Origin of the sequence: Treponema sp. B152 (assembly GCF_024181665.1) — a bacterium.
GTDB lineage: Bacteria > Spirochaetota > Spirochaetia > Treponematales > Treponemataceae > Treponema_B > Treponema_B denticola.
The window spans coordinates 2612220-2633782 of the sequence record NZ_CP058668.1 but is presented as its reverse complement, the minus strand read 5'-3'; the positions used below and the strand labels follow the sequence as shown (position 1 = coordinate 2633782).

Sequence of the window (21563 nt, the reverse complement as noted above, 5' to 3'; positions counted from 1 at the left end):
ATGGCTGATTTTATTGACGATATTTCCATAAACACAATCATAGGCCCGGGAACCTTTGTAAACGGAAGCTTAACCGTACCCGGATTTTTACGTGTAGACGGAGATATAAACGGAGACATAAAAACCCCCGGAAGAGTTATAATTGCAGAGAATGCAAGAGTCCGAGGAAACGTACATGCCAAGTCGATAACCATAGGCGGAATGGTTCAAGGCGATGTTATAGCTCCGGAAAGCGTGATCGTCCTGTCAACAGGCCTTATTTTAGGCTCGGTTTTGACAAAAAAAATACGCTTAGATGATGATGTATTTTTACACGGCTACTGCTTTGCCGTAGATAATCAGGCCGAATTTGAAAAGGCGGAAAAAGAATACAAAAACAGACAGGGCCTTGCGGCTTCTGCTCTTGTACATTCCAGGTGAGGTTAAATTATGGGAAACTCCGTGGATACAAGCAACTATGTTTCCGCTCTTAATACCGCCGCGCCTCTAATAGCCAAAGATTCGCACATTCAAAAAAATCAAACACGAAAAACGGAAAATACCAAAGTAAAAAAGCAAAAAACTTTTTTAGATACAATTTTGGATAGCAATATTCAGGAGTCTGAGGAATCCTATTACGAAAAAAAACTGGAAGGTCTTAATCCTGAAGAAAGAAAAAAAGCTGTAGACGATATTTTAGCCGTCTTACAGGACGAGGTTTATTCCAGCGGGGCTAATCTGGCCGAAAACGTAAATGAGGAAACAATAAACAAATATAAAAAAGCAGTCAAAAGCTTTGTAAACTTTGCACTTCAACATTCACTTAATGTAAAAGCGGTAACTTCAGGCGGTTTAAATCCGCTAAAACAGCGTAATTATGTAATAGTAAAAGTCATTGATGAAAAAATAGACAAACTAACACAGGAACTTTTATTTAATCAACTTGAAAAACTGCAAATCTTAGCTAAACTGGATGAAATAAAAGGTCTTTTAGTCAACTTGACTACATAGCGGGGCAATAATGGATTATGATATTAACGAAAATATAGAAGATATTGAATCTCTTGAAGATAAAGATCAAAGACCTGTAAAAATGAGCTCAAATCCCAACGATTTTCCTCAACCCCTATATGAGCTTAATTTGGATTACTCAAAAGAAAGCTTTTATGCGACAGCTGATGAACATCAAGAATTTAAAACGGGCGACTTTGTTCTTGTGCCTACACGGTACGGTAATGATGCAGCTCGTTTCGGAGGTCCTGTCAAGGCTCCCATCAATGCCAATCCGGATGAGGTTGTAAAAATTATTCGAAAAATAAATGCTGAAGAAGAGAGCATATTGGAGGAAAACAACAAAAAAGAAAAAGAAGCTGCCAAGATTTTTAAAGAAAAGGTTGCCTTAAATAACTTGGAAATGAAGTTTATAGGCTGCCATTTTTTACTTGATGAACCTAAGGTATTGTTCTTTTTCAGTGCCGATACTCGGATTGATTTTAGAAAATTGGTCAAGGATCTTGTTTCCGTTTTTAAAATAAGAGTTGAATTAAGGCAAATAGGCGTTAGGGATGAATCCCGCATTATAGGAGGCCTCGGCTGCTGCGGACGGCCCTATTGCTGCCATAACGTAACCGATAAACTCAAACCTGTTTCTATAAAAATGGCAAAGGAACAAAACCTATCGCTCAATTCATCAAAAATATCGGGACAGTGCGGAAGGTTATTATGCTGCCTGTCTTATGAATATGATTGGTATGCAGAAGCTAGAAGATTAATGCCGCCTGAAGGCGCAAGATTCCCATATGACGGCACAACCTTTAAGATTACCGAGGTAAATCTTCTTACCCAAATGGTTTCCTTATTGGGAGAAGACGGACGAATCCTTTCTTTGCCCTCAAAGCGTGTGGTCAATATCGGAGGAAAGTGGCAAGTAAGATAAACTATTTGCCAGCATCATCTTCCGTTATACCAAGTTTTTTTAAATAGGCATAAAGCTTATCTGCGGTATGCTTGCTTATTGCATGTTCCATTTCACAGGCATCAACATCCGCAACTTCGTAATCTACTTTAAGAACTTGAGTTAAAAAAGTTCTAAGCGCATTGTGTCTGGTACGGACATCTTTTGCTATGGCTCTGCCTTTTTTTGTTAAGGTTATTGTTCCATAAGGTTCTTGTTCAATATATCCGTCCTCTTTTAGTCCTCCAAGCGATTTATTAACACTTGCCCGAGAAACATTCAATGCCCTTGCAACATCAATTGATCTTACCTGCTCATCAATCAAAGATAAGTCGTAAATCCGCTCGAGATAATCTTCTTTTGAGGAAGTAATAGTTCCTGTTACATGTATTCGTTTATTCATATTTCATATTATACACTATTTCCTTTGACAAAACAAGAACTTTTTTGTATCATATCAAAAGAATATTTGTTCTAACTTTATGTTCCGGCGGCAAGATAGAAATATGTTAAGATCAAAAAAAAATATACTGTTATTTACCTTTTTAGTTTTGATAAATTTTCAATCCTTTTCTCACCCTCATATGTGGTTTACCAGCTCTCTTGAAGTCATTTTTGCAGGGAAAACCTTAAAAGGAGCCTATGTTACATGGACCTTTGATAGATTTTTTAGTGCGGATATTATAAGCGGTTATGACTTAAACGGAGACGGTATATTTAGTGCAGCGGAAACAGCTGATGTATACGAAAATGCTTTTAGTTATACTGAAAATTATTACTATTTTACATTTATAAGGCAGGGAGAAAAGCGTACAAGTCCCGAACATATTGAAAAGGCTTCCTTTTCCGTTTGGCAAAATAAGGGGATTGTAAGTTACCGCTTTTTTATAGATTTAAGCGGGTTTAAGGGTCAGGAAATCTTTTTAGCCTGTTACGATTATACTTTCTTTTGCGATATTACCTATCCTGAAAATACGGCCGCAAAATTCATATATGACAAGAGTCTAATAAGCCCCTCATACTCCATTATCGAAAATAAAAACTATCCCGTTTACTATGACCCTCTGGGAGCGATGGATGATAATAGAATATATTATAAGTGGGCACCCGGCCTTAATACCTATTATCCAAAAGAGGTAAGAATCAGGTTTTAAAACGCTTATGAAAAAAAAAGGTATTTTTGTCATTCTTTTTATTCTTAATCTCGCCTTGCTATCTGCAAAACTGTCTGCAAATCCCTTTACGGGGAAAAAAAATTCACCCACACCCGTATATCAGGGACAGCCTTCAGAAAATATTTTAAAGGGACAGCGTATTTTAAACCAAAAGCTGGGAGACTATATAAACGCTTGGAAGGAAAATAAAAATTTTGCTGTTTTATTGTCCATTCTGGCCCTTTCATTTTTATACGGCTTGGTACATGCGGCAGGTCCGGGACACCGTAAAACCATTATCTTCTCTTTTTACCTTACAAAAGAATCAAAACGCTTAGAACCTCTTTTTACAGGCCTTGCTTTGGCAGGAATGCATGGAGGAGCAGCCATAGTCCTAATGATGATTTTCAAGGGCCTTTCCGGAGCCATCCTCTCACGCTCAAATGATGCAATGATATATATGGAGGGAGCTTCTTTTTTAATCTTAATAATTTTATCCCTTTACGGAATAATCGATGCGGTAAAGGATATAAATACAAAAAAAGATTCAAACCATAAAAAGCTTAAACTTGGAGCAATCTTATTAAGCGGTATTTATCCTTGCCCTGCAGCAATGCTTGTTTTGGTCTTAGCCGTAAGCCTAAATCTCTTAGCCTTAGGAATCTTTGCAGTAATAGCTATGTCCGTAGGCATGAGTATTCCGATAATAGCTTCGGGATATTTGGCTTGGGCCGGAAGAACGGGGCTTTTTTACAAATTAAAGGGAAAAGAAAGGATTATAGCCCTGATAGGTTCTATCCTCCAAATTGCAGCTTACGGCTTTTTACTTTACATTTCGGTAAAAACGGCCTTGCCTTTTATTCTAAGTTTGTTTAGAATGCTAAAATAGAATTTGTTTTGCGGGAGTTAATATGAAATCTATAAACTTTATGAAAATTTGCCTGTTTGTATTTTTTATTCTGTTTCTTACAAGCTGTTCAAGCATACAAAAGAATTGGAAAACAGACGGTTCAACTATCGAAAAGGACATAGCCTTATCAAAAAAGCAAGGCCTCATGTTTTTTAGCGCCTCCGATACGGATCCGCAAAGTAAAAACTTATTGGAAAATGTTTTTACGGACAGCTTATTTTCAAAGATAAATAAGGATTTTATTTTTTATAATATAGATATAGTAAAAGAAGCCGGCTCGGCTGATTCGGTCCAATTGGAAAAAAACTATATTCTTTTTTCCGATTATAATATTACTCAAGTACCCTATCTTTGCTTGATTAATGAACATGGAGACGTCTACCATTCTGATCTGATTCCCGAGCAGATTAATACCCCTTCTTCATTTTTAGACCATTTGAATAAACTAAAGGAAAAGAGGCTAACCGTAGAAAATTTACGAAAAAACATCAATGAGGTAAACGGCCCCGAAAAAATAAAAGCTATAAACGCATTTTTTGATAAAATTTATCTTGTCGATTCAGAAAAATACCGGCCTCTTTTTGATGAGGGCATAGCAAGCGATCCTTCAAATGAAAGCGGCTTAGTAGGCTCATTTATACTTGCCAGAACCAGCCTAAACATCGAACCCTTATTTAAACAGCAAAAATATACGGAAATAATAGCAGAATTAAAAAAGATTTTAGAAACAGGTTTTTTAAGCCCCGAAGAAGAGCAGCTTACCTTGTGCAATATAGCTTCATTTTATTCCCGACTGCCGAATGCTCCAATAAAAACGATACTGGGATATCTTGAAGCAGCCTTAAAAAAAGCTCCTAATTCCTTTAGAGCTAAAACAATAAAAGAAGATATTGAATATTTAAAAGCTAAAAATTAAATGCTGATATCCACCAAACTTGCAGAAACTTCTTGCTTTGAAAGAGCTTGTTTGGAGTATCGATAGTCCGGCTTTATAGATATCATCTCTTGGCGTAAATCGGCCATTCTGGACTGCAAAAGCTCTCTATTTTTTTGATTTTGATCAATTACTTGGGATTGAAGTTTGTTAAGATCGGATTTAAGCCTTACAACCTCGGTATCGTCCTTATCGGGCATACCTAAACGGTACATTTCTTCTATCGGATCTATTACCTTTTGAATTGTAAAAATATCCCCTATTATAGACTGCTCCAACTCCGTGTGATGCACAAGAGCATCTATATTTTCCTCATGAATACTGCGTTCCTGCGTTTCAAGAACAACAAGATAGTCGCTGAATTTTTTTCTTTGTTCTTGTAAAAGGGCTTTAAACCTCTTGAGAACAGCCACCCTCTGATCGATTTCTTGTCGGCTTAATACTTGCTTCATAAGAATCTCCTTATCCGGCTATGTTTACGCCTACGGAAACCTCAGACCTTTGAGGTACGGGCTGAGATTCAAGAATTTGCTTCCATACGTCATATAATTCCTGCATCATAGAGCTTACATCCAACAAGGGTTTATAGTCTTTTTTTAGATTTGCAGTTAAAAGCTGTTGATTAAAATATGAATAAATTGAAAGAAGATTTGCAGCTATTTCTCCGCCTATATCCATATCTAAGGCTGCCATAAGCTCCGTTATAATCTCTTGAGCCTTAATTATGTGATTATTGATGGCTTCTATATCCTTTGCAGGAATCTTAGGCACACGCATCTTTGAAATTGCCAGATTTATTTCTTTTATCCCCTCAGTATAAAGCATAAGAATAAGAGAACCCGGACTTGCCGTTTTAACACTTGTTTCTTTGTAAGCTGCTGCAGCCTGACTATTATAACTCATACCCCCCTCCAAAAATAAAAATAGGTATCTCCTAAATTTATCGGTATTTAAAATAAGGGCTTTAGAAAAAGCCTTTATTTCAATTTACCATTTACCTTAAAATACAGATTAAAATACAAAAAGTTACATAAAAGAGCCTTACTTAAAACTTATTGACAAACAAAAAAAAAGAACCTATAATACTTTTCTGAGGTTCAAAATGAAGAAATTTGTAGGAACTATATCGCGAGGCTTAATTGCTCCGATAATCCGCGAGGGGGATGACATAGCCTCCATTGCAGCCGAAACTCTTTTAAATGCCGCAAAAGCTGAGAACTTTACAATAAAAGACAGAGATATTCTTTCCGTTACTGAGTCCATAGTTGCCCGTGCACAGGGGAACTATGCAACAGCCGACGATATAGCAGCCGACATAAAGGCAAAATTCGGAAACTCATGTATAGGCCTAATTTTTCCGATTTTAAGCCGGAACCGTTTTTCGGTTTGTTTGGAAGGCATAGCCCGCTCAAAAAACAAACTCATCATTATGTTAAGCTATCCCAGTGATGAGGTAGGCAACCATCTGATTGACCCGGACGTTTTTGAAGACTCCGATGTAAACCCATGGACAAATTCCTTTACAAGAGAAGAATTTAGAAGCAAATTCGGAGACCACAAGCATAAATTCACGGGAATGGATTATATAGAATATTATGATTCGATAATCAAAAAACATAATCCCGAATCCTTTGTAATCCTGTCCAATGATCCGAAAAAAATAATAGAATACACCGATTCGGTTTTAGCCTGCGATATTCATACGCGGAATAGAACAAAAAAACTTTTAAAAAAGGCCGGTGCAAAGACCGTTTTAGGCCTCGACGATATTTTAAGCAGTCCGGTAAATGGAAGCGGCTTTAATTCGGATTACGGACTTCTTGGTTCCAATAAGTCCGGGGAAGATAGAGTAAAACTCTTTCCCCATAATGCACAAGTTATTGTCGATAAGATACAGGCTATAATAAAAGAAAAAACAGGAAAAACCATCGAGGTTATGGTTTACGGAGACGGAGCCTTTAAGGACCCGATAGGGAAAATTTGGGAGCTTGCCGATCCGGTTGTTTCGCCTGCTTATACAAAGGGACTCGAAGGCAAACCCAATGAGGTAAAGTTAAAGTATTTGGCAGACAACAACTTCAAAGGCCTTAGCGAAGAAGAGCAAAAGAAAAAAATCGCAGAATATATCGAAAAACATCAAAAAGAAACCGCCTCCCATATAGACTCTATGGAGTCTCAGGGAACGACCCCGCGGCGGCTTATCGACCTAATCGGTTCACTTTCAGACCTTACATCGGGAAGCGGAGACAAGGGAACCCCTATAATATTTATACAGGGATATTTCGACAAATATACGGGATAATTTTTTAACTTGAAGATGTGCTATGTTTATACGGGAAAAAATTGAATTCACAAATAAAAAAGAAAAGAAAAAGCTGGCTTTTTTAGGCAGCCTCTTCGTACTTTTATATTCTTTTCTTATAATGTTAATAATTTGGCTTTTGGGAGTTTTCCCTCATGCCCAGATAGATCAGCTTATCTTTACTGCCGTAACGCCCATTGACGGTACAAGCAGTGAGATCCTTTTAAGTTTTTATCTAAAAGCCCTTGTAATTCCGATAATCCTATCATTGATAAATCTTGTTTTAATCCTAAAAGAAGTAAAACTTGTTTTAAAAACAAAGAAAGGAAAGACTTACCGCATCTTCCCTGTTTTGATAAGAAGGCCCCGCCTTTATATTTTAATTTACATTTGTATTTTTTTAGGCTACAGCCAATATAAATTCGGGTACATTCAATATATTTATTATAAATTAAGCCCCCCAACGGACCTTTATGAAACTAACTATATAGACCCTTCAAAGGTAGAATTTCATTTTCCTCAAAAAAAGCGAAACCTTATAATCCTCTACCTTGAATCGATGGAAATAACTGCTACATCAAAAGAATTCGGAGGCTTATCCCGTTACGATCTTATTCCCGAATTACGCGGGATAGCCGAACAAAACCTCTCATTCAGCCACTGTGAAAAGCTGGGCGGAGGGACCCAAGTTATGGGAACATCACATTCCATAGCATCCCTTACTTCCCTCAACATGGGAGTCCCGTTAATTTTAAATCTTCCTTCTTTTGATTCGTCTTCTTTAAAAATTTCATCTCTGAGTACCGCCTCAATAAAAATCGATAGGTTTATGGAAGGAGGTTACGGACTTGGAGACCTTTTATATGATAACGGTTACAATCTGGTGTTCAGTATGGCAGGAGACAAAGATTTCGGCTGTTTGGGAAACTTTTTGACCGGTCATAAAAATTTTAAAATTCAGGATTATTCTTATTTTGTTGAAAACGGAAGAATTCCTCAAGGCTACAGTGTATGGTGGGGTTTTGAAGACGAAAAGCTCTATCAATTTGCACGGGAAGACCTTACAAAGCTTTCAAAAGAAGATAAACCTTTTGCCTATATTTTCTTTACTGCCGATACACACTCTCCCCACGGTTATGCCGATGAAAAATGCCCCAACATTTATTTTGAAAAAATACACAACGTATACGCCGGGGCATCAAAAAAAGCCTATGATTTTGTAGAATGGGCTAAAACTCAAGACTTTTATGAAAATACCACAATAGTCATTTTGGGAGATCACTTGTACATGGGCGGAGATTTATACCTGCCGACCGTAAAGTTACAAGATAGGCACCCCTACAATGCTTTTATAAATTCTGCAAAGACCACGGATAAGAACAAAAATAGGCTGTTTACAACCTTTGACCTTTTTCCCACAGTCGTAGAAAGTATGGGTATCGAATTCAATGCAAAGGGCTTAGGCCTCGGCCGCTCTCTTTTTTCGGGCGAAAAAACTCTTCTTGAAGAAAAAGGCTTAAAGAAGCTTAACTCCGAAATTGAAAAGCCTTCAATCTTTTATGAAGAAAAACTGATGAAAAAACACTGAATTATGAATATGTATTATTAGAATGTTCACATCAAAAGAACTAAACATTTATCAACCTGTCTTCGGGTACTTCTTCAAAATAGTCACTTAAACTGTGAAGCATATCTTCAAGATTTTTGCAATTTAGAACCTTGCTTTTTATGTGGTGGGCAAAGCTGAAATTATCGCAAAAAAAAGCAAAAAACCTTTGAGCCCTTGTAAGGTAAAACTCTTGAGGCTGTTCTTCCCTTAAAAAACTTAAAAAGAGTTCCGCCGTTTTTAATAAATCTATTTCGATTTTTTCGTCCTTATCTTCGGCTGTTCCGTTTTTTAAAATACCTTTTGAAAGTTCATAAAAAATCCAAGGCTTTTGCACGGCAGACCTTCCTATCATCCAGCCGGAACACGGATATTTTGAGGCGATTTTTTCTAAGGTTTCAAGGGAATTTATATCTCCGTTACCGTAGACCGGAATCGGCAAATCGGAGGCAAGGCGGGCTGTGTACTCATGCTTACAGGGGCGTGAGTATTTTTGCTTTTGGGTACGGGGGTGGAGGGTAATTAGGTTTACGCCTTCCGAAACAAGCATCTTACAAAAGGATAAAAGCCTATCATAGTTTTCTTCTTCGCCTAAGCGCAGTTTTACACTAAGGCGGATAGGCTCCGTTTGCGGCCCGGCCTTTTGCTCATCATACAAGAGGACGGCTTTTTTGACTTTGCTTACCAATGAGGCCGTCTCTGAAAGCGGCTTTTTCATCCATGCAAAACCGGCTCCGGTGTTTACAATCTGCGGAGCACAGCAGCCCATATTTAGGTCGATGCCGAAACCTCCGTATTGAAGCAAAAGAGGAACACAAGCAGCAGCGGACTTTTCATCAGGGCTTGTAATCTGCCAAACAAGTTTTTCAGGAGACGGATTTGATCTAAAATACCATTTTTCAAAACCCCCGCCTGAAATAGCCGAGGGAGCATGTATCATTTCCGAAAAATACTCGTCAGGTTCCTTAAAGCAGGCTGTAAGCCTTCTAAAAGCGGAATGAGTTATTGCAGCCATGGGTGCCGATATCAATTTCATAAGTTAAAAAACCGTATATTTTATGATTTCATCTATTTGGATATAAAGTTCAAGCTCCGCCTTAAAAAAGCCCGATTCTACAAAAAGGCGGGGAGGAGATTTTATCAAAACGGCCCCTCGAATTTCCTTGGGTTTATTTTTTAAAAAGGTTCTCGCATACTCCCGAACAGCATTTTTTACCGCCTCAGTATAAGCGGCATAGACCCCTTCAAGCTCATCAAATCGGTCTCCCTTTCCCCTTCCCTTTATCGTCTTATGAGCATTTTTTGTCCAAAGTTTAAAATGCCCTGCATAGGATTCGGGGATACCGTATTCGGCCCAAGAATAGCAATAAGGATATTTAACCCTTACATCCGTAATTTTTATATTTTCGGTACTTGGTTTAAAAACAGGCTCAAGCTCAAAGTACTCCTCTACATTACGTTTTTTGTCTAAAGGAGTATATACAAAGTTTAAACCGTAGGTCATGCCTGATAAAATATAGGCTGAAAGCTCAAGCAAAGCCTCCTTAGGCGGAGTAAATTTAGCCTTATTCTCATCATCGATTCCTTTGGGTGCTTCTTCTACAAATACCCACACAGGAGCTCTTACAATCAAAGCATCGCTATCGGAAGATCCGGAATAGGTATCCGCATATAGGTAAAAACTTATAAAAAACAGAAGGACCGCAATGAACTTTCTCATAGCCTAATTATCGGACAGTTTTACCGCCCCGTTGAATTCCAGACTTTAAGCGGTTTTATTCCGAAACGGATTCTTATATATACCCAGCCTGCAATGAGTCCTATAAAATGCGTCAAATGAGCTACTCCGTCACCTATGGAAAAAATGCTTATTAACTCGATTACGGCATAACCTAAAATCAAAAGAGGGGCCGGCACGGGAATCACACCCCAAATGTAGATCACAGAATTGGGATAAAGCACTGCATATAAAAGTAAAACTCCAAAAATTGCTCCTGATGCACCTATAAGGGTAATAGTATAAAAGCCTGTTGCAGCATATACCAAAAAGCTCAAGATCCCACCAATTGTCCCTATCAAAAGATAATAAAGTATAAATTCCTTTGTTCCAATCTTGCGTTCTACGGGAACGCCGAAAAAGAATAAGGCAAGCATATTAAATGCCAAATGAAAAAAGTCCCCATGGACAAATTGATAAGTGAAAAACTGCCAATAAGTTTGTGCTTCCACTACAAGAATAGGTACAAGGCCTAAATATGCACTTAAATTTCTAAAAAGACTTGTAAAAACAAAAACACCGGCATTTATCAGGGCTATGATAAGTACGGCATTCTTATATGTATATTTAAAAGGTTTTCTTAAATACTTCATACTATAAAATATCGAAAATTATTAAGCTTTAGGCAAGTTATTTTTGGATAATGTTACACGATTCCGTCCGTTTTGCTTGGATTCGTATAGGGCCTTGTCAGCTCTTTCAACTATAGACTTTGCCGACTCAAGATCAAAGTTATAACTTGATACCCCTATGGAAATAGTTACATTAATTTTTTTACCGTCGTACATAATGGACTTCTCTTCTACGGATTTTTTTATTCTTTCGGCTACAGCCATAGCAGCGCTAGCCGAAGTATTGTTAAGCATTACTACAAATTCTTCTCCGCCATACCTTGCAGCCGTATCTGCATTCCTTGTACATGATTTTATAATTTTTGCAACCTCTTCTAAAACAATATCTCCGGCAGCATGACCATAGGTATCGTTTATATTCTTAAAAAAGTCTATATCAATCATCAAAATTGAAAGAGTTTCTTTTTTTTCGCCTGAAGAATTTATAGTATACAAATGCTCCATCAACAGAGTAAAAAAATAATGCTTTAGTTTTAGGTGAGTCATTATGTCGGTTGTAGTCATTTCTAAAAGCTGAGAATTGTTTATGGCTATAGCAGCTAAGGAAGCTATGTTTTCTATAATGTTTTTTTCATAATCCGTAAATTGATGGGAACTTTCCATTTTTTCACCTAAAAGCAAAAAACCTATCATCCTATTTTTTGCTTTTAGGGGTACAAAAAAAGAAGGGCTAAGACTGAATAAGTCTTTTACTATCTTATCCGTTTTTATGTTCTTACTTATCTCATCGGGAGTGCATCCCGAATCGGATTTATCCAAAAAATTTATAAGCGGATGATCTACATTTATAGAATATTGAGCATCGCGGATTATATCAAAACCGTAATGGTCCCTATTTAATACAAAAAGGTTATCATCAAAGGATTTTTTTGTAAAAATTGCGGCTCCGAGGGTTTTTAGCTGAGCCATAACTATATATAATATTGCTTCAATAAGACGGTCAAATTCCAAAACAGAATTTAAACTTTTTGAAATTTGCAGCAGTTGTTTTAAATCAAATATTTCTTTTTCCTGATGAAGAATTTTATCGGCATATTTTTTATTATTGCATGAGTGCAATGCCTTTTTTAATAATTTTTCATTTGGAGTTGTTTTCATAATTTTTACCAGCCTTTTCATTTAGCTCCGATATATCGATAACAACATATCTTTTTAAAAGTTCGATCATTTTTTCAAAATTCTCCATTCCATTTGCAAAAACAGCGAATCTTTCTTTATTTTTTGTGGAATTTATCATTGTCGTTATATTATGCACATTTTCGGGTACCGGTCGATACGTATCCTTTATTATTAACTTACAAAATTTAAGAAGGTCCAAATAGTGCTTGCCGGAATCTTCCAAAAATTTCTTTGCACGAAGGTTAATCTCGTCGATAATTTTTGATAAAGGTCTTTCAAAATCACCGCCGGCCTCAATTCTTGTTAAATAACCTCTTATAAGTTCTACTGAAGACTCATTCTTACCATACATTACTTTTTCCAGTTCATCTATTTTGTCTGCAACAGCCGAGCAATAATAATAATTTGCCGCAAAGTCGGACTTCATTTTTTTATCTTCAAAAAGACCTTCTACTAAAAGCTCCCTCAAAAAAGGCTCTATCGAAGGCTGAAAGAAATTTTTTGTATATGTTTTTAAAATTTCCAAGGGTTTTATCCAATCTAATGAAAGGCCGGTTAAAGCTTGAATTTTGCTGTTCAAGTCTTCGTTATAGACATCCAGCTTGAGGATTTCAATATCTCCAAATAAACCGCTGATAAGCGATGACATTTGGACATCCTGCCTTAGTTTAAGTATTTTTTTTGTATCTGCACTAAAATTCGTAGTAAAGCGCGCTTTGTACTCTTCTATTTCCGAAAAAACACGTGGCGCCTTTGTTTTATCTTCAAACTTAGGATCCTTTTTAATCAATTTCGCAATATTTTTTAGCGTATCCTTACCCAGACTATTTTCAAGCTTTGAGAAAAAATTCTTTAAATTCTTTTTTATATAAACCTCATCAAGCTGCTTATCTTGTGGAAGGACGGAATTTAAAAACAAGATTCCATCCACCAGCTGTTCATCTATAGATATATTCCGAATAAGATAATCCAAATCAAGAATCTCTTGAAGAACAATCATCCCGTCTACATTTTCAAAGTTATAATGATCTCTCACAGAGTCCGTATTTACAATCGTATTAAAACCGGGATCAAAATAAGCAAAAAAAGTATTAAATTGAAAACTGCAAAAATCAAAAAATGCAAACAGTTTGTTTATTTTAACATCTACAGGTTTAAAGACAGGATCGGTCAAGGAAAATATAAGTTCATCGAATTCGTTTGTCTGGTCCTTAAGTTTTTGGTCAAAATCCTCCCTCATCAAATCCGAAATCTTTTCCATCCGGCTGCTAAAAGACAGATTCTCCTTTAGAATTTTTTGATTATCCGAAAATGAAGACTCTACCAGCTTATCTAAAAATAAAGCTGAAAGCCTGATATCATTGGAACAGATGGTCTCTTGTAAAATATGTTTAAGGGGCAAGCTTATCCTATAAATCTCATAGATAATTATCGGTAAGCCGGCTAAAACGGTATTATCATTACGATATACGGGGTACTTACACCGCTTTAGTTCTTGAACAATATTGCGCAGGGCATTTTGGGAGCTTATCTCTTCTTCACTCAAGTAAAACAAGGAGTAGAAGAATTCCTTTATATGCTGAATTAAATTGGATAAAATTAACACTTTCTATATTATCAAAAATTACTCTTATTTTCAAGATAGCTATCTAATTCTTCTACAAAGTTTAAATTATCCATTAGTTAAGATTCAGATCTTCAACTGATAGAATATTTTATTACACCATTAGCTCTTTGCTGTCATCAAATTTTGGAGGTATTATTAATTATGAGTTATGATTATGAATCTATTTTAGCTAAAAATATAAGAAGAATTCGGCATAAATTGGAAATCTCTCAGATGGAATTGGCTCTAAGGGCTGATGTGTCAATTGCATTTATTAATGCAATCGAAAACAAACAAAAATGGGTGTCCGCCGCAACCTTATCAAAAATAACAGATGCACTCAATACCACTCCTTATGAACTATTTCTTACAGATGATATCAGCCAAGAAGACTTAACGATAATAGCAGGGCGCCATGATGAGCTTATAAAAGATTTGAATAAGTTATTAAAAAAATACACCTCCAATTGTTTTTAAGATGAGTCTTTAGATAAATATCAACAATTTTACTTTGTAAAGATAATAAAGAAAAACAAGTAACTTTTAGTTTGAAATTTAGTTATATTTCAGCAAGAACAATACAGCATATCTATTTTAAATCAATTATATAGATTTATGCATAAATTTTAGCATCCGGTTGAAGGAGGGAGGCATGAGATTAAAGCAGAAAATTGTTCTCTCAAATGCAATAGTATTTAGTGCTCTTATAATTATTTCAGTATTTTTAAACTTTTTTTATGCGGCAAATATTTTTTCAACAAATCTCAACAATAAGAATAAATTAAAGGCTAAGCTTATAGCCCAAGAGATAGACGAATGGCTTATTGAAAAAAAAACTGTTATAGAGCAAACCATAGATACTCTGATTTATATGGACATTACCGATTATGAAAAATGTACCGATTTTTTGGCAAACTTGAATAGACTCAACCCTGAAACCGATTATGCTGTATTTTACGAAACAGGACTTTTTGCAAACGGTCAAAATTGGGTTCCTCCGGCTTTTTATGACTCTCGAAAAAGGCCTTGGTACATTGAAGCAAAAAGCACCAAAGAAACAATCATAACCAATCCGTATCACAGCATAAGCTCCCGCCCTGACTCAATAGCGTTTTCCATTGTAAAACAATTTACTACAAAAAGCGGAGTTGATGGAGTCTTTTTAGGCGAAATAAGAATAAAGGAACTTTTATCCCTTATAGAAAAATTTAAAAATGAAGACGGGGGTTATGCTTTTTTAATAGGGAAAGATTACCGCATATTATCTCATCCTAATGAAAAATATCAATTCAATCTTGATAATTTTACGGAGATTTACAATATTGAAGGCGGTATAGATTTTATAGAATATATAGCCAAATTAAAAATCGATGACGGCTATAACAGAAGCTTACCCATAGTAAAAGATTATGACGGAGTTGAAAGGTTCTTTTACTTTGCAAGGTCAGAAACTACTGGCTGGACGGTCGGTTTTACAATACCTGCATCGGATTTTTATCGTCCTATAAACGGTCTAAAATTCAGAGCAATATTATTTGCATGTATCTTTATTGTCTTCGTAAGTATCCTATCTTTCCTAATAGCAAAAAAAGTAGCTTCACCCATAGAAACTATTACAAACAGACTGGAAAAAGCTGCAAAAAACAATGAGCTTATTAAGTTCGATTTTTTAGATAGGCAAAATCACGAACTTGCAAGAATTGCAAAGAGTTTTAATTCCGTAGTGAAAAATGCAAAATCGAATCTTCAGGATGGCGCAAATTTTACCCTAAATTCAACCACTCTGACTCAAAAAATAGATAACATAATTATCAACATGAATGCCGATGAAGAGGTCTATCTCTTATATTTGGATATAGATAAATTTAAAACTATAAATCAACTTTGGGGATATTATGCAGGAAATGCCCTAATACAGCACATATATTCTATGATTTTAGCTCATATAAAATCATTTAATATTCCTGAAGACTCTTTTATGCATGTCATAGGTGACGAATTTTCAATCTTTTATTTCGGAAACGAGGAAGAAGTATGCCGGTTTACACAAACCCTTATCGATAAAATAAATAGTGAACACTTTACTTGGAACGAAAAAAAATTGACTATTTCCATAAGTGTCGGCATTGTAAATATTCCTAAAATACCCCAGAGCTCTCAAGAAATAATATCGAATGCATATGATGCTTGCTCTATAGCCTTTAGAAAAGGCGGAGGATGTTACGAACTTTTATTGTCTTCAGGAATAGCAGGCTTCTCCAGAGGAAATATTTCATTTTGGTTAAACACAATCCAAAAAGCTCTTAAAGAAAATAAGTTCGTTTTATATGCACAGGCAATTATGCCTCTAAATGATTTGCTTCACCATCCTAAGTATGAAATTTTAATAAGACTTAAAACTAATGATGATCATATTATTATGCCCGATGTCTTTATTCCTATAGCCGAAAGATATAATCTCATATATGAAGTAGATAAGTGGGTTATAAGAAATGCTTTTGCCTTTTTTGCAGAAGCTACAAGTAAAGGGGATTTAAATGAAGATGCAATATTTTCAATTAATATTTCGGCAGACTCGTTTTTCTCAAATGACCTTGTAAAATTCATAGCTGAAAGCCGTAAAACATTAAATGTACCGGCTCATAACTTCTGCTTTGAAATAACGGAAAGTTGTGCAGTAAGAAACTTGGAAGCGACATCAACATTTGTTACCGAATTGAGAAAACAAGGCTTCTCTTTTTCATTGGACGATTTTGGAAAAGGCTTTTCTTCTTTCCCTTATTTAAAGACTCTTCCCATAGATTACGTAAAAATTGACGGGTCTTTTATAAAGTCCATAGATAAAGACTATATAGATTTTTCTATGGTTAAGACCATGAGAGATATGTGCCACCATTTAGGTCTTTACACAATAGGCGAATATGCGGAAAGCGAGAAAATAGTTTCAATCTTAAAAGATATAGGTGTCGATTACGGACAGGGGTATGCTTTTCAAAAGCCTATTCCTATCGCAGAAGCTATAAAGCTTCAAAACGATAGGAACGGATATAGATTTTAGTTCTTTTTTTCGCCCCATATTTCTTTAAAGGTATGTATTGTTCCGCAATATTGGCAGGTATATCTATTGTCGATAGTGCGGTAGAAAATTGCAGGGACACCTTCCGATTGTGCCGGATGTGAAATGCAGGCCTCGTTCTTGCAAATCAAGTCTTCAAAGTTGTAAATTCGGGGCGGAAGGTGCGTCCTGTACTTTGCTTGAATTTTTCCGTCTTTTATTAGGTTGAGGGTACAGCTCGAAGCAACGGCAGACAGCCTCTTTAAGTCTGCCCTCGAAAACTTATACTCTCCCGGTCGGAAAATTATACCTTTAAAGGTTCCCTTATCTTTTGTAGAAGTTGACACCCATTCGCCGCCCTTGCCTTCTTCAAGTCCCATAACGTTTATAATCTTGGACATGTGATGCCTGATTACTGAAGGCTTCTCTCCTCGGCAAATATGGTCAATAACTATTCCGTTTTGTATGGGACGTACACCTTCGGAAAAGGTTTCAACCTTGCTTTCTTTGGAATTGCTTATGGGAACTTCGACTATGTAGTCTTCATCTGCGGCACGTTCACAAGATTTAGATTCAGGACCCTTATAGTCATCGCCTATTTTACCTGCTATCATCGAAAGAAGTACCATTCTGACGTACATTCCGTTTATGGACTGTCTTTCCCAGCCGTTAAGAGGGGTTGCATCCAAAAAAGTAGGAATAGTCGGATGTACACGATGTCTTGGGAGAGGATGATAAAAACGGGTATTTTTGGGAAGTTTTTCGATAAATTCTTTTCGGAAAGTTATGGAGCGGCGGAGCTCGTCTTGCTTTTTTAAAACCTGCTCGCCCATTCTTTCAAGCTGGGGACGGGTAAAGTACCAAATAAGAGCGACATCGGGTTGTCTCAGATATTCCTCTATCGAAGAAAATTCCCTTACGGTAAAGCCGTTTTCCTGCATCCTGACCTTGTAATATTCAGGCATAGCAAGTTCGGCAGGAGCTATAAGGTCAACCTTTACGGACTTAAAGATTTTAAGACCGTCAGCCTTTGAGTGTACAGTTCTTCCGTGGTACAAGTCGCCTACTAAGGCTATGTGAATCTTATCGAATGACCAGTTATTATCTTCGATAAAGGTAAATTCGTCAAGCAGCTCCTGAGTGGGATGCTCATGCTTTCCGTCTCCGGCGTTTATAAAGGCAGGCTTTCTTTTTAAGTTATTTCTTTGATAAAAGGCTTGAGCCTCATCTTCAAGCCAGCGGCATACCCCCTCTACCTTGCTGCGTACAATAAAAATGCTGTTTTGATAACCTGCAAGAGTATTAAAGGTGTCGGCATAGCTTTCTCCCTTGTTAAAAGAGGAAGATTCAGCGGCTAAATCGCTTAATTTTACTTGATGAAATTTGGCTGCATTCCTAAATGATTCCTTTGTGCGGGTACTGGGTTCCAAAAAAACCTCATAAATACCGAAATCTTTGTCGTTAATTCTAAATTCACCCATAACCCTTTGATCATCTTCTTGAATGGCTTTTTTTAAGCGCTTTGTCTTGTCAAAAAGGTATTTTCTTTCATCGATCGATAAGTCATCGATAACCGTCAATGAACGCCCCATAAATTTGTTTTCCATTTTAAACTCCTGTTAAAAACAAAAATGCAAAAAAAAACATCGGCAAAACCGATGTTATCAAAATAAACGAGGGTGGCAAAATTTGCAGCTTCTAGTAATTAAGGAATAAATCATCTTGGCCCCTCCATGAAGATACGGACTCAACCGTACATATTGGAAGGGATTCTATCAAAAAATAAAAAAACTGTCAATAGACTTTTTTTTATTGAGTTTTATTTTACCCCATCTAGTAAAAAATCTTGTATTATGATAAACTCGCTGCGCATTATAAAATACCACTATATTAGGAGTCTTAGATGGATATAATTTGGGTATGCGGCATTGTAGCCGCAGCGTTGTTACTCATGTATGGAATTAGATACATGAAAAAACTTAATATGAGCTTTAATGTACGTGTAGTTACAGCTCTTGTTGTAGGCATAATCTTTGGTGCAATACTACAGCTTACAGTTAAAGATTCAGCTCTGATAAAAAAGGCTATGAGCTGGATTACTTTAGTAGGAAGCGGTTATGTAAGATTGCTTAGAATGATTGTTTATCCTCTAATCATTGTAAGCATTACAAAATCAATTGCTACACAAAAACAAAATATCGGAAAAGCAGCAGGAAGGATTTTAGCTGTTCTTGTAATAACTGTTGCAATAGCAGCACTTGTGGGAGCTCTTACAACTTCTGCGTTCGGCCTATCGGCAGAAAATCTTACAGCCGGTGAAAGTGAAATTGCAAGAGGAAAGGCAATGGAAGGCAGACTTCATGACTTTGAGGCAAAACCGATTCAGCAGCAAATTCTTGAAATTATCCCGACCAATCCCTTCTACGCATTTTCAGGTCAAGGCTCAAATGCAACCTTGGCTACGGTTTTCTTCTCGGCAATGCTTGGCTTCGCAGCCTTATTCTTAAAACGAAGCAATCCCGACAGTGCAGACGTATTTATTAAATGGCTTAATTCTTGCTCCGATGTAGTAATGAGGCTTGTCCGAATGGTTCTCCGCATTACGCCTTACGGAGTTTTAGCTCTTATGATTAATATCACCTCAACCTCAAATTTCTCTGAAATTTTAAGGCTTATCGGATTTATAGGAGCAAGCTATATTGCAATTATCATAATGTTTGTTGTACACGGATTATACTTGCTTACGGCAGGATTAAACCCCATAACCTTCTTTAAGAAAAGTGTTTCAAACCTCATGTTTGCATTTACATCAAGGTCTTCCGCAGGAGCTCTTCCTCTTACCGTTTCAAACCAAGTAAACAACTTAGGAGTTCCGGAAGGTATCGCTAACCTTGCAGGAAGTTTGGGTACAAGTATCGGACAAAACGGTTGTGCAGGAATTTATCCTGCGATGTTGGCTGTTATGATTGCACCCACTTTAGGAATCAATCCACTGGCTCCTGTCTTCCTTGTAAAGCTTATCGTAATTACAGCCTTGGGCAGTTTCGGAATCGTTGGTGTAGGAGGCGGAGCAACATTTGCCGCAATCATAGTTCTATCCTCAATGGGACTTCCGATAACTCTTGCAGGTCTTCTTGTTGCTATTGAACCCCTTATCGACATGGGCCGAACAGCCTTAAACGTAAGCGATTCTCTTCTTTCAGGCGTAATTGCAGCAAAAAGAACAGGTGAATTGGATGAATCTATCTATAACAGAAAAGAAATTATTGTTGAATAAGGAGTGATTTATGACAATAAATATTGATGACAAAGTTTTGGATTATTTAAAAAAAATTAATTCTAAGGCCATAACTATTGACCTTATAGGCTGCGCTTCCTGAGGCGTGGGAGAACCCCAGCCGGTCGTGTCACCGGTAGAGCCCAAAAAAGATAAGGAAGAATTCAAATTGGTAAAGTCGGGAGATATTGATGTTTATGTAAAAAATAAAATCAACGCATCAAACGATACTCTTTTTGTAAAATACAAGAAGGTATTATTTTCCGAAAAACTAATCGTCGAAGGTATCGTCTTTTAAAGAATTTACCGAGAACTAATTAAAGCGGCAGAAAGATCTTGCGGTCTCTGCCGCTTTTTTATTTTTCTAAGATTTAGCAAATAAAACTTGACAAATTTCAGCCTCTATGTTAATATGTTGGTGGTAAGACCACAGCTCAAGTATCGGGAGTATGTTATGAAATCGGAGGAACAGAGTTTAAAAAAAGAAAAAATTGCATCGCTTATTCAGGATGAAATTTTAACCGGCCGATTTTTAGTCGGAGAATATCTTCTTCCTGAAAGAGAGCTTGCAGATCGTTTTGACGTATCAAGACCCGTAGTGCATGAAGCTCTGCTGATTCTTCAATCCAAGGGGCTCATAACAATGCGTCCGCGTCACGGATGCATTGTAAACGACCTTAGTTCCTCCATATCGATGAGGCTTTTAACCGAGCTTTATCGGAACAAACAGATATCGGAACCCGAAAAGATTGAAGCCGGGCTGGTCGAATTTAGGCAGCTTATTTTAACTCACATTATAAAAAAACTTATAAATCGAATTTCAAAATTATCGGTAAAAGAGCGCTACCATTTTTTTCTTCCTTTAAAAAATAAAATACACTTTTCCCGATCTGAAGATATTGAAACCTCGGCAATTGAAGACTTTGAATTTTATCGTACCTTAATAGATTTATCGGACAGTCCTATTTTTCTACTCAGCCTTGAAACGGCAAAAGAAATTTATAAATACCAATTTAAACAATTTTTATGCGAAAATATCTCCTATGCAGATAGAATCCCTGAATACAAACAACTTTTCTTTAATGCCCTCATCGAGGCGGATGAAGAAAACTCCATAAAAGTAATGATAAAATTAACTCAGCCCGAAACATACAGAGATGCGGAGCTCGATAACAGTATGAGGGGAGGTTGCAGGCGGCTTTAATACCCTTCGTTACGACGCAAGCGTCGGGGTATTAAACTCTCCGCACGAATAAAA

Annotated in this window: 22 protein-coding genes; 13 read left to right on the top strand and 9 right to left on the bottom strand. The window is 36.7% G+C overall.

The window, feature by feature from the left end; genetic code table 11:
* Genes HYB91_RS12415 through HYB91_RS12405 form a run of 3 tightly spaced genes read left to right on the top strand, consistent with a single transcriptional unit; the run spans nucleotide 1 to nucleotide 1915 of the window.
* Complete coding sequence (locus HYB91_RS12415) at nucleotides 1–420, top strand: bactofilin family protein (protein ID WP_002676383.1); 420 nt, start codon at nucleotides 1–3, stop codon at nucleotides 418–420.
* Nucleotides 421–429: 9 nt separating this feature from the next.
* Nucleotides 430–990, top strand: coding sequence for a YaaR family protein (locus HYB91_RS12410; protein WP_002666717.1), 561 nt, complete (start codon nucleotides 430–432; stop codon nucleotides 988–990).
* Between the two features lie 10 nt (nucleotides 991–1000).
* Nucleotides 1001–1915 carry a PSP1 domain-containing protein gene (locus HYB91_RS12405; protein ID WP_002666715.1) on the top strand — a complete coding sequence of 305 codons (915 nt, stop codon included), beginning with the start codon at nucleotides 1001–1003 and terminating at the stop codon, nucleotides 1913–1915.
* Between the two features lies 1 nt (nucleotide 1916).
* On the opposite strand, the gene HYB91_RS12400 is transcribed toward HYB91_RS12405, so the two are convergent.
* Nucleotides 1917–2336, bottom strand: a complete 420-nt coding sequence (locus tag HYB91_RS12400; RefSeq protein WP_002676384.1) for a metal-dependent transcriptional regulator — start codon at nucleotides 2334–2336, stop codon at nucleotides 1917–1919.
* 103 nt (nucleotides 2337–2439) lie between these two features.
* Here HYB91_RS12400 and HYB91_RS12395 point away from each other — a divergent pair, with 103 nt between their 5' ends.
* From HYB91_RS12395 to HYB91_RS12385, 3 genes are read left to right on the top strand one after another with little or no spacing between them, the layout of a single operon-like run.
* Nucleotides 2440–3087: a DUF1007 family protein gene (locus HYB91_RS12395; protein ID WP_002676385.1), complete on the top strand. Its 648-nt coding sequence runs from the start codon at nucleotides 2440–2442 to the stop codon at nucleotides 3085–3087.
* 7 nt (nucleotides 3088–3094) lie between these two features.
* The gene (locus HYB91_RS12390; protein ID WP_002676392.1) at nucleotides 3095–3976 is read left to right on the top strand and encodes a nickel/cobalt transporter; all 882 of its coding nucleotides are present in this window, start codon (nucleotides 3095–3097) and stop codon (nucleotides 3974–3976) included.
* 22 nt (nucleotides 3977–3998) lie between these two features.
* A complete protein-coding gene (locus tag HYB91_RS12385) occupies nucleotides 3999–4913 on the top strand; it encodes a tetratricopeptide repeat protein (RefSeq protein ID WP_002676393.1) in 915 nt (304 codons plus the stop codon).
* On the opposite strand, the gene HYB91_RS12380 is transcribed toward HYB91_RS12385, so the two are convergent.
* A complete protein-coding gene (locus HYB91_RS12380; protein ID WP_002673209.1) occupies nucleotides 4910–5383 on the bottom strand; it encodes a hypothetical protein in 474 nt (157 codons plus the stop codon). The genes HYB91_RS12385 and HYB91_RS12380 overlap by 4 nt on opposite strands.
* Nucleotides 5384–5393: 10 nt before the next feature.
* Complete coding sequence (fliS, locus tag HYB91_RS12375; protein WP_002666704.1) at nucleotides 5394–5834, bottom strand: flagellar export chaperone FliS; 441 nt, start codon at nucleotides 5832–5834, stop codon at nucleotides 5394–5396.
* A 199-nt stretch (nucleotides 5835–6033) separates the two neighbouring features.
* On the opposite strand from fliS, the gene HYB91_RS12370 reads away from it, so the two are divergent.
* A complete protein-coding gene (locus HYB91_RS12370) occupies nucleotides 6034–7233 on the top strand; it encodes a coenzyme F420-0:L-glutamate ligase (RefSeq protein ID WP_002666702.1) in 1200 nt (399 codons plus the stop codon).
* A 22-nt stretch (nucleotides 7234–7255) separates the two neighbouring features.
* On the top strand, nucleotides 7256–8821 hold the full coding sequence (locus HYB91_RS12365) for an LTA synthase family protein (protein ID WP_002676395.1): 1566 nt from the start codon (nucleotides 7256–7258) through the stop codon (nucleotides 8819–8821).
* Nucleotides 8822–8861: 40 nt separating this feature from the next.
* On the opposite strand, the gene HYB91_RS12360 is transcribed toward HYB91_RS12365, so the two are convergent.
* The 5 genes from HYB91_RS12360 to HYB91_RS12340 are packed head-to-tail and all read right to left on the bottom strand — an operon-like array spanning nucleotide 8862 to nucleotide 13973.
* On the bottom strand, nucleotides 8862–9875 hold the full coding sequence (locus HYB91_RS12360; RefSeq protein ID WP_002676396.1) for a tRNA-dihydrouridine synthase family protein: 1014 nt from the start codon (nucleotides 9873–9875) through the stop codon (nucleotides 8862–8864).
* A 3-nt stretch (nucleotides 9876–9878) separates the two neighbouring features.
* Nucleotides 9879–10559 (bottom strand): hypothetical protein, encoded by a 681-nt coding sequence (locus HYB91_RS12355; RefSeq protein ID WP_002666686.1) that lies wholly within the window; start codon nucleotides 10557–10559, stop codon nucleotides 9879–9881.
* A gap of 20 nt (nucleotides 10560–10579) precedes the next feature.
* Nucleotides 10580–11209, bottom strand: coding sequence for a rhomboid family intramembrane serine protease (locus tag HYB91_RS12350; protein WP_002666681.1), 630 nt, complete (start codon nucleotides 11207–11209; stop codon nucleotides 10580–10582).
* Nucleotides 11210–11230: 21 nt separating this feature from the next.
* A complete protein-coding gene (gene dgcA / locus HYB91_RS12345; protein ID WP_002676397.1) occupies nucleotides 11231–12367 on the bottom strand; it encodes a diguanylate cyclase DgcA in 1137 nt (378 codons plus the stop codon).
* Complete coding sequence (locus HYB91_RS12340) at nucleotides 12327–13973, bottom strand: hypothetical protein (protein WP_002673198.1); 1647 nt, start codon at nucleotides 13971–13973, stop codon at nucleotides 12327–12329. The genes dgcA and HYB91_RS12340 overlap by 41 nt, the downstream gene beginning before the upstream one ends.
* A 162-nt stretch (nucleotides 13974–14135) precedes the next feature.
* On the opposite strand from HYB91_RS12340, the gene HYB91_RS12335 reads away from it, so the two are divergent.
* Both HYB91_RS12335 and HYB91_RS12330 read left to right on the top strand, forming a co-directional pair.
* Complete coding sequence (locus tag HYB91_RS12335) at nucleotides 14136–14450, top strand: helix-turn-helix domain-containing protein (RefSeq protein WP_002673197.1); 315 nt, start codon at nucleotides 14136–14138, stop codon at nucleotides 14448–14450.
* A gap of 175 nt (nucleotides 14451–14625) precedes the next feature.
* The gene (locus tag HYB91_RS12330) at nucleotides 14626–17031 is read left to right on the top strand and encodes an EAL domain-containing protein (protein ID WP_002676398.1); all 2406 of its coding nucleotides are present in this window, start codon (nucleotides 14626–14628) and stop codon (nucleotides 17029–17031) included.
* On the opposite strand, the gene HYB91_RS12325 is transcribed toward HYB91_RS12330, so the two are convergent.
* Nucleotides 17028–18635, bottom strand: coding sequence for a bifunctional aspartate carbamoyltransferase catalytic subunit/aspartate carbamoyltransferase regulatory subunit (locus HYB91_RS12325; protein ID WP_002676399.1), 1608 nt, complete (start codon nucleotides 18633–18635; stop codon nucleotides 17028–17030). The genes HYB91_RS12330 and HYB91_RS12325 overlap by 4 nt on opposite strands.
* A gap of 296 nt (nucleotides 18636–18931) precedes the next feature.
* On the opposite strand from HYB91_RS12325, the gene HYB91_RS12320 reads away from it, so the two are divergent.
* The 3 genes from HYB91_RS12320 to HYB91_RS12310 all read left to right on the top strand — a co-directional run bounded on the left by HYB91_RS12320 (nucleotide 18932) and on the right by HYB91_RS12310 (nucleotide 21509).
* Nucleotides 18932–20305, top strand: a complete 1374-nt coding sequence (locus tag HYB91_RS12320) for an L-cystine transporter (protein ID WP_002666653.1) — start codon at nucleotides 18932–18934, stop codon at nucleotides 20303–20305.
* A gap of 10 nt (nucleotides 20306–20315) precedes the next feature.
* A complete protein-coding gene (locus HYB91_RS13050) occupies nucleotides 20316–20603 on the top strand; it encodes a CC/Se motif family (seleno)protein (protein ID WP_331470850.1) in 288 nt (95 codons plus the stop codon).
* 156 nt (nucleotides 20604–20759) lie between these two features.
* Nucleotides 20760–21509 carry a FadR/GntR family transcriptional regulator gene (locus tag HYB91_RS12310; RefSeq protein WP_002676400.1) on the top strand — a complete coding sequence of 250 codons (750 nt, stop codon included), beginning with the start codon at nucleotides 20760–20762 and terminating at the stop codon, nucleotides 21507–21509.
* Nucleotides 21510–21563 lie beyond the last annotated feature (54 nt).

What these genes read in the sequence shown, in the direction of transcription:
- HYB91_RS12415 (WP_002676383.1), top strand. Translation starts at nt 1, where the DNA reads ATGGCTGATTTTATTGACGATATTTCCATAAACACAATCATAGGCCCG.
- HYB91_RS12410 (WP_002666717.1), top strand. Translation starts at nt 430, where the DNA reads ATGGGAAACTCCGTGGATACAAGCAACTATGTTTCCGCTCTTAATACC.
- HYB91_RS12405 (WP_002666715.1), top strand. Translation starts at nt 1,001, where the DNA reads ATGGATTATGATATTAACGAAAATATAGAAGATATTGAATCTCTTGAA.
- HYB91_RS12400 (WP_002676384.1), bottom strand. Translation starts at nt 2,336, where the DNA reads ATGAATAAACGAATACATGTAACAGGAACTATTACTTCCTCAAAAGAA.
- HYB91_RS12395 (WP_002676385.1), top strand. Translation starts at nt 2,440, where the DNA reads ATGTTAAGATCAAAAAAAAATATACTGTTATTTACCTTTTTAGTTTTG.
- HYB91_RS12390 (WP_002676392.1), top strand. Translation starts at nt 3,095, where the DNA reads ATGAAAAAAAAAGGTATTTTTGTCATTCTTTTTATTCTTAATCTCGCC.
- HYB91_RS12385 (WP_002676393.1), top strand. Translation starts at nt 3,999, where the DNA reads ATGAAATCTATAAACTTTATGAAAATTTGCCTGTTTGTATTTTTTATT.
- HYB91_RS12380 (WP_002673209.1), bottom strand. Translation starts at nt 5,383, where the DNA reads ATGAAGCAAGTATTAAGCCGACAAGAAATCGATCAGAGGGTGGCTGTT.
- fliS (WP_002666704.1), bottom strand. Translation starts at nt 5,834, where the DNA reads ATGAGTTATAATAGTCAGGCTGCAGCAGCTTACAAAGAAACAAGTGTT.
- HYB91_RS12370 (WP_002666702.1), top strand. Translation starts at nt 6,034, where the DNA reads ATGAAGAAATTTGTAGGAACTATATCGCGAGGCTTAATTGCTCCGATA.
- HYB91_RS12365 (WP_002676395.1), top strand. Translation starts at nt 7,256, where the DNA reads ATGTTTATACGGGAAAAAATTGAATTCACAAATAAAAAAGAAAAGAAA.
- HYB91_RS12360 (WP_002676396.1), bottom strand. Translation starts at nt 9,875, where the DNA reads ATGAAATTGATATCGGCACCCATGGCTGCAATAACTCATTCCGCTTTT.
- HYB91_RS12355 (WP_002666686.1), bottom strand. Translation starts at nt 10,559, where the DNA reads ATGAGAAAGTTCATTGCGGTCCTTCTGTTTTTTATAAGTTTTTACCTA.
- HYB91_RS12350 (WP_002666681.1), bottom strand. Translation starts at nt 11,209, where the DNA reads ATGAAGTATTTAAGAAAACCTTTTAAATATACATATAAGAATGCCGTA.
- dgcA (WP_002676397.1), bottom strand. Translation starts at nt 12,367, where the DNA reads ATGAAAAGGCTGGTAAAAATTATGAAAACAACTCCAAATGAAAAATTA.
- HYB91_RS12335 (WP_002673197.1), top strand. Translation starts at nt 14,136, where the DNA reads ATGAGTTATGATTATGAATCTATTTTAGCTAAAAATATAAGAAGAATT.
- HYB91_RS12330 (WP_002676398.1), top strand. Translation starts at nt 14,626, where the DNA reads ATGAGATTAAAGCAGAAAATTGTTCTCTCAAATGCAATAGTATTTAGT.
- HYB91_RS12325 (WP_002676399.1), bottom strand. Translation starts at nt 18,635, where the DNA reads ATGGAAAACAAATTTATGGGGCGTTCATTGACGGTTATCGATGACTTA.
- HYB91_RS12320 (WP_002666653.1), top strand. Translation starts at nt 18,932, where the DNA reads ATGGATATAATTTGGGTATGCGGCATTGTAGCCGCAGCGTTGTTACTC.
- HYB91_RS12310 (WP_002676400.1), top strand. Translation starts at nt 20,760, where the DNA reads ATGAAATCGGAGGAACAGAGTTTAAAAAAAGAAAAAATTGCATCGCTT.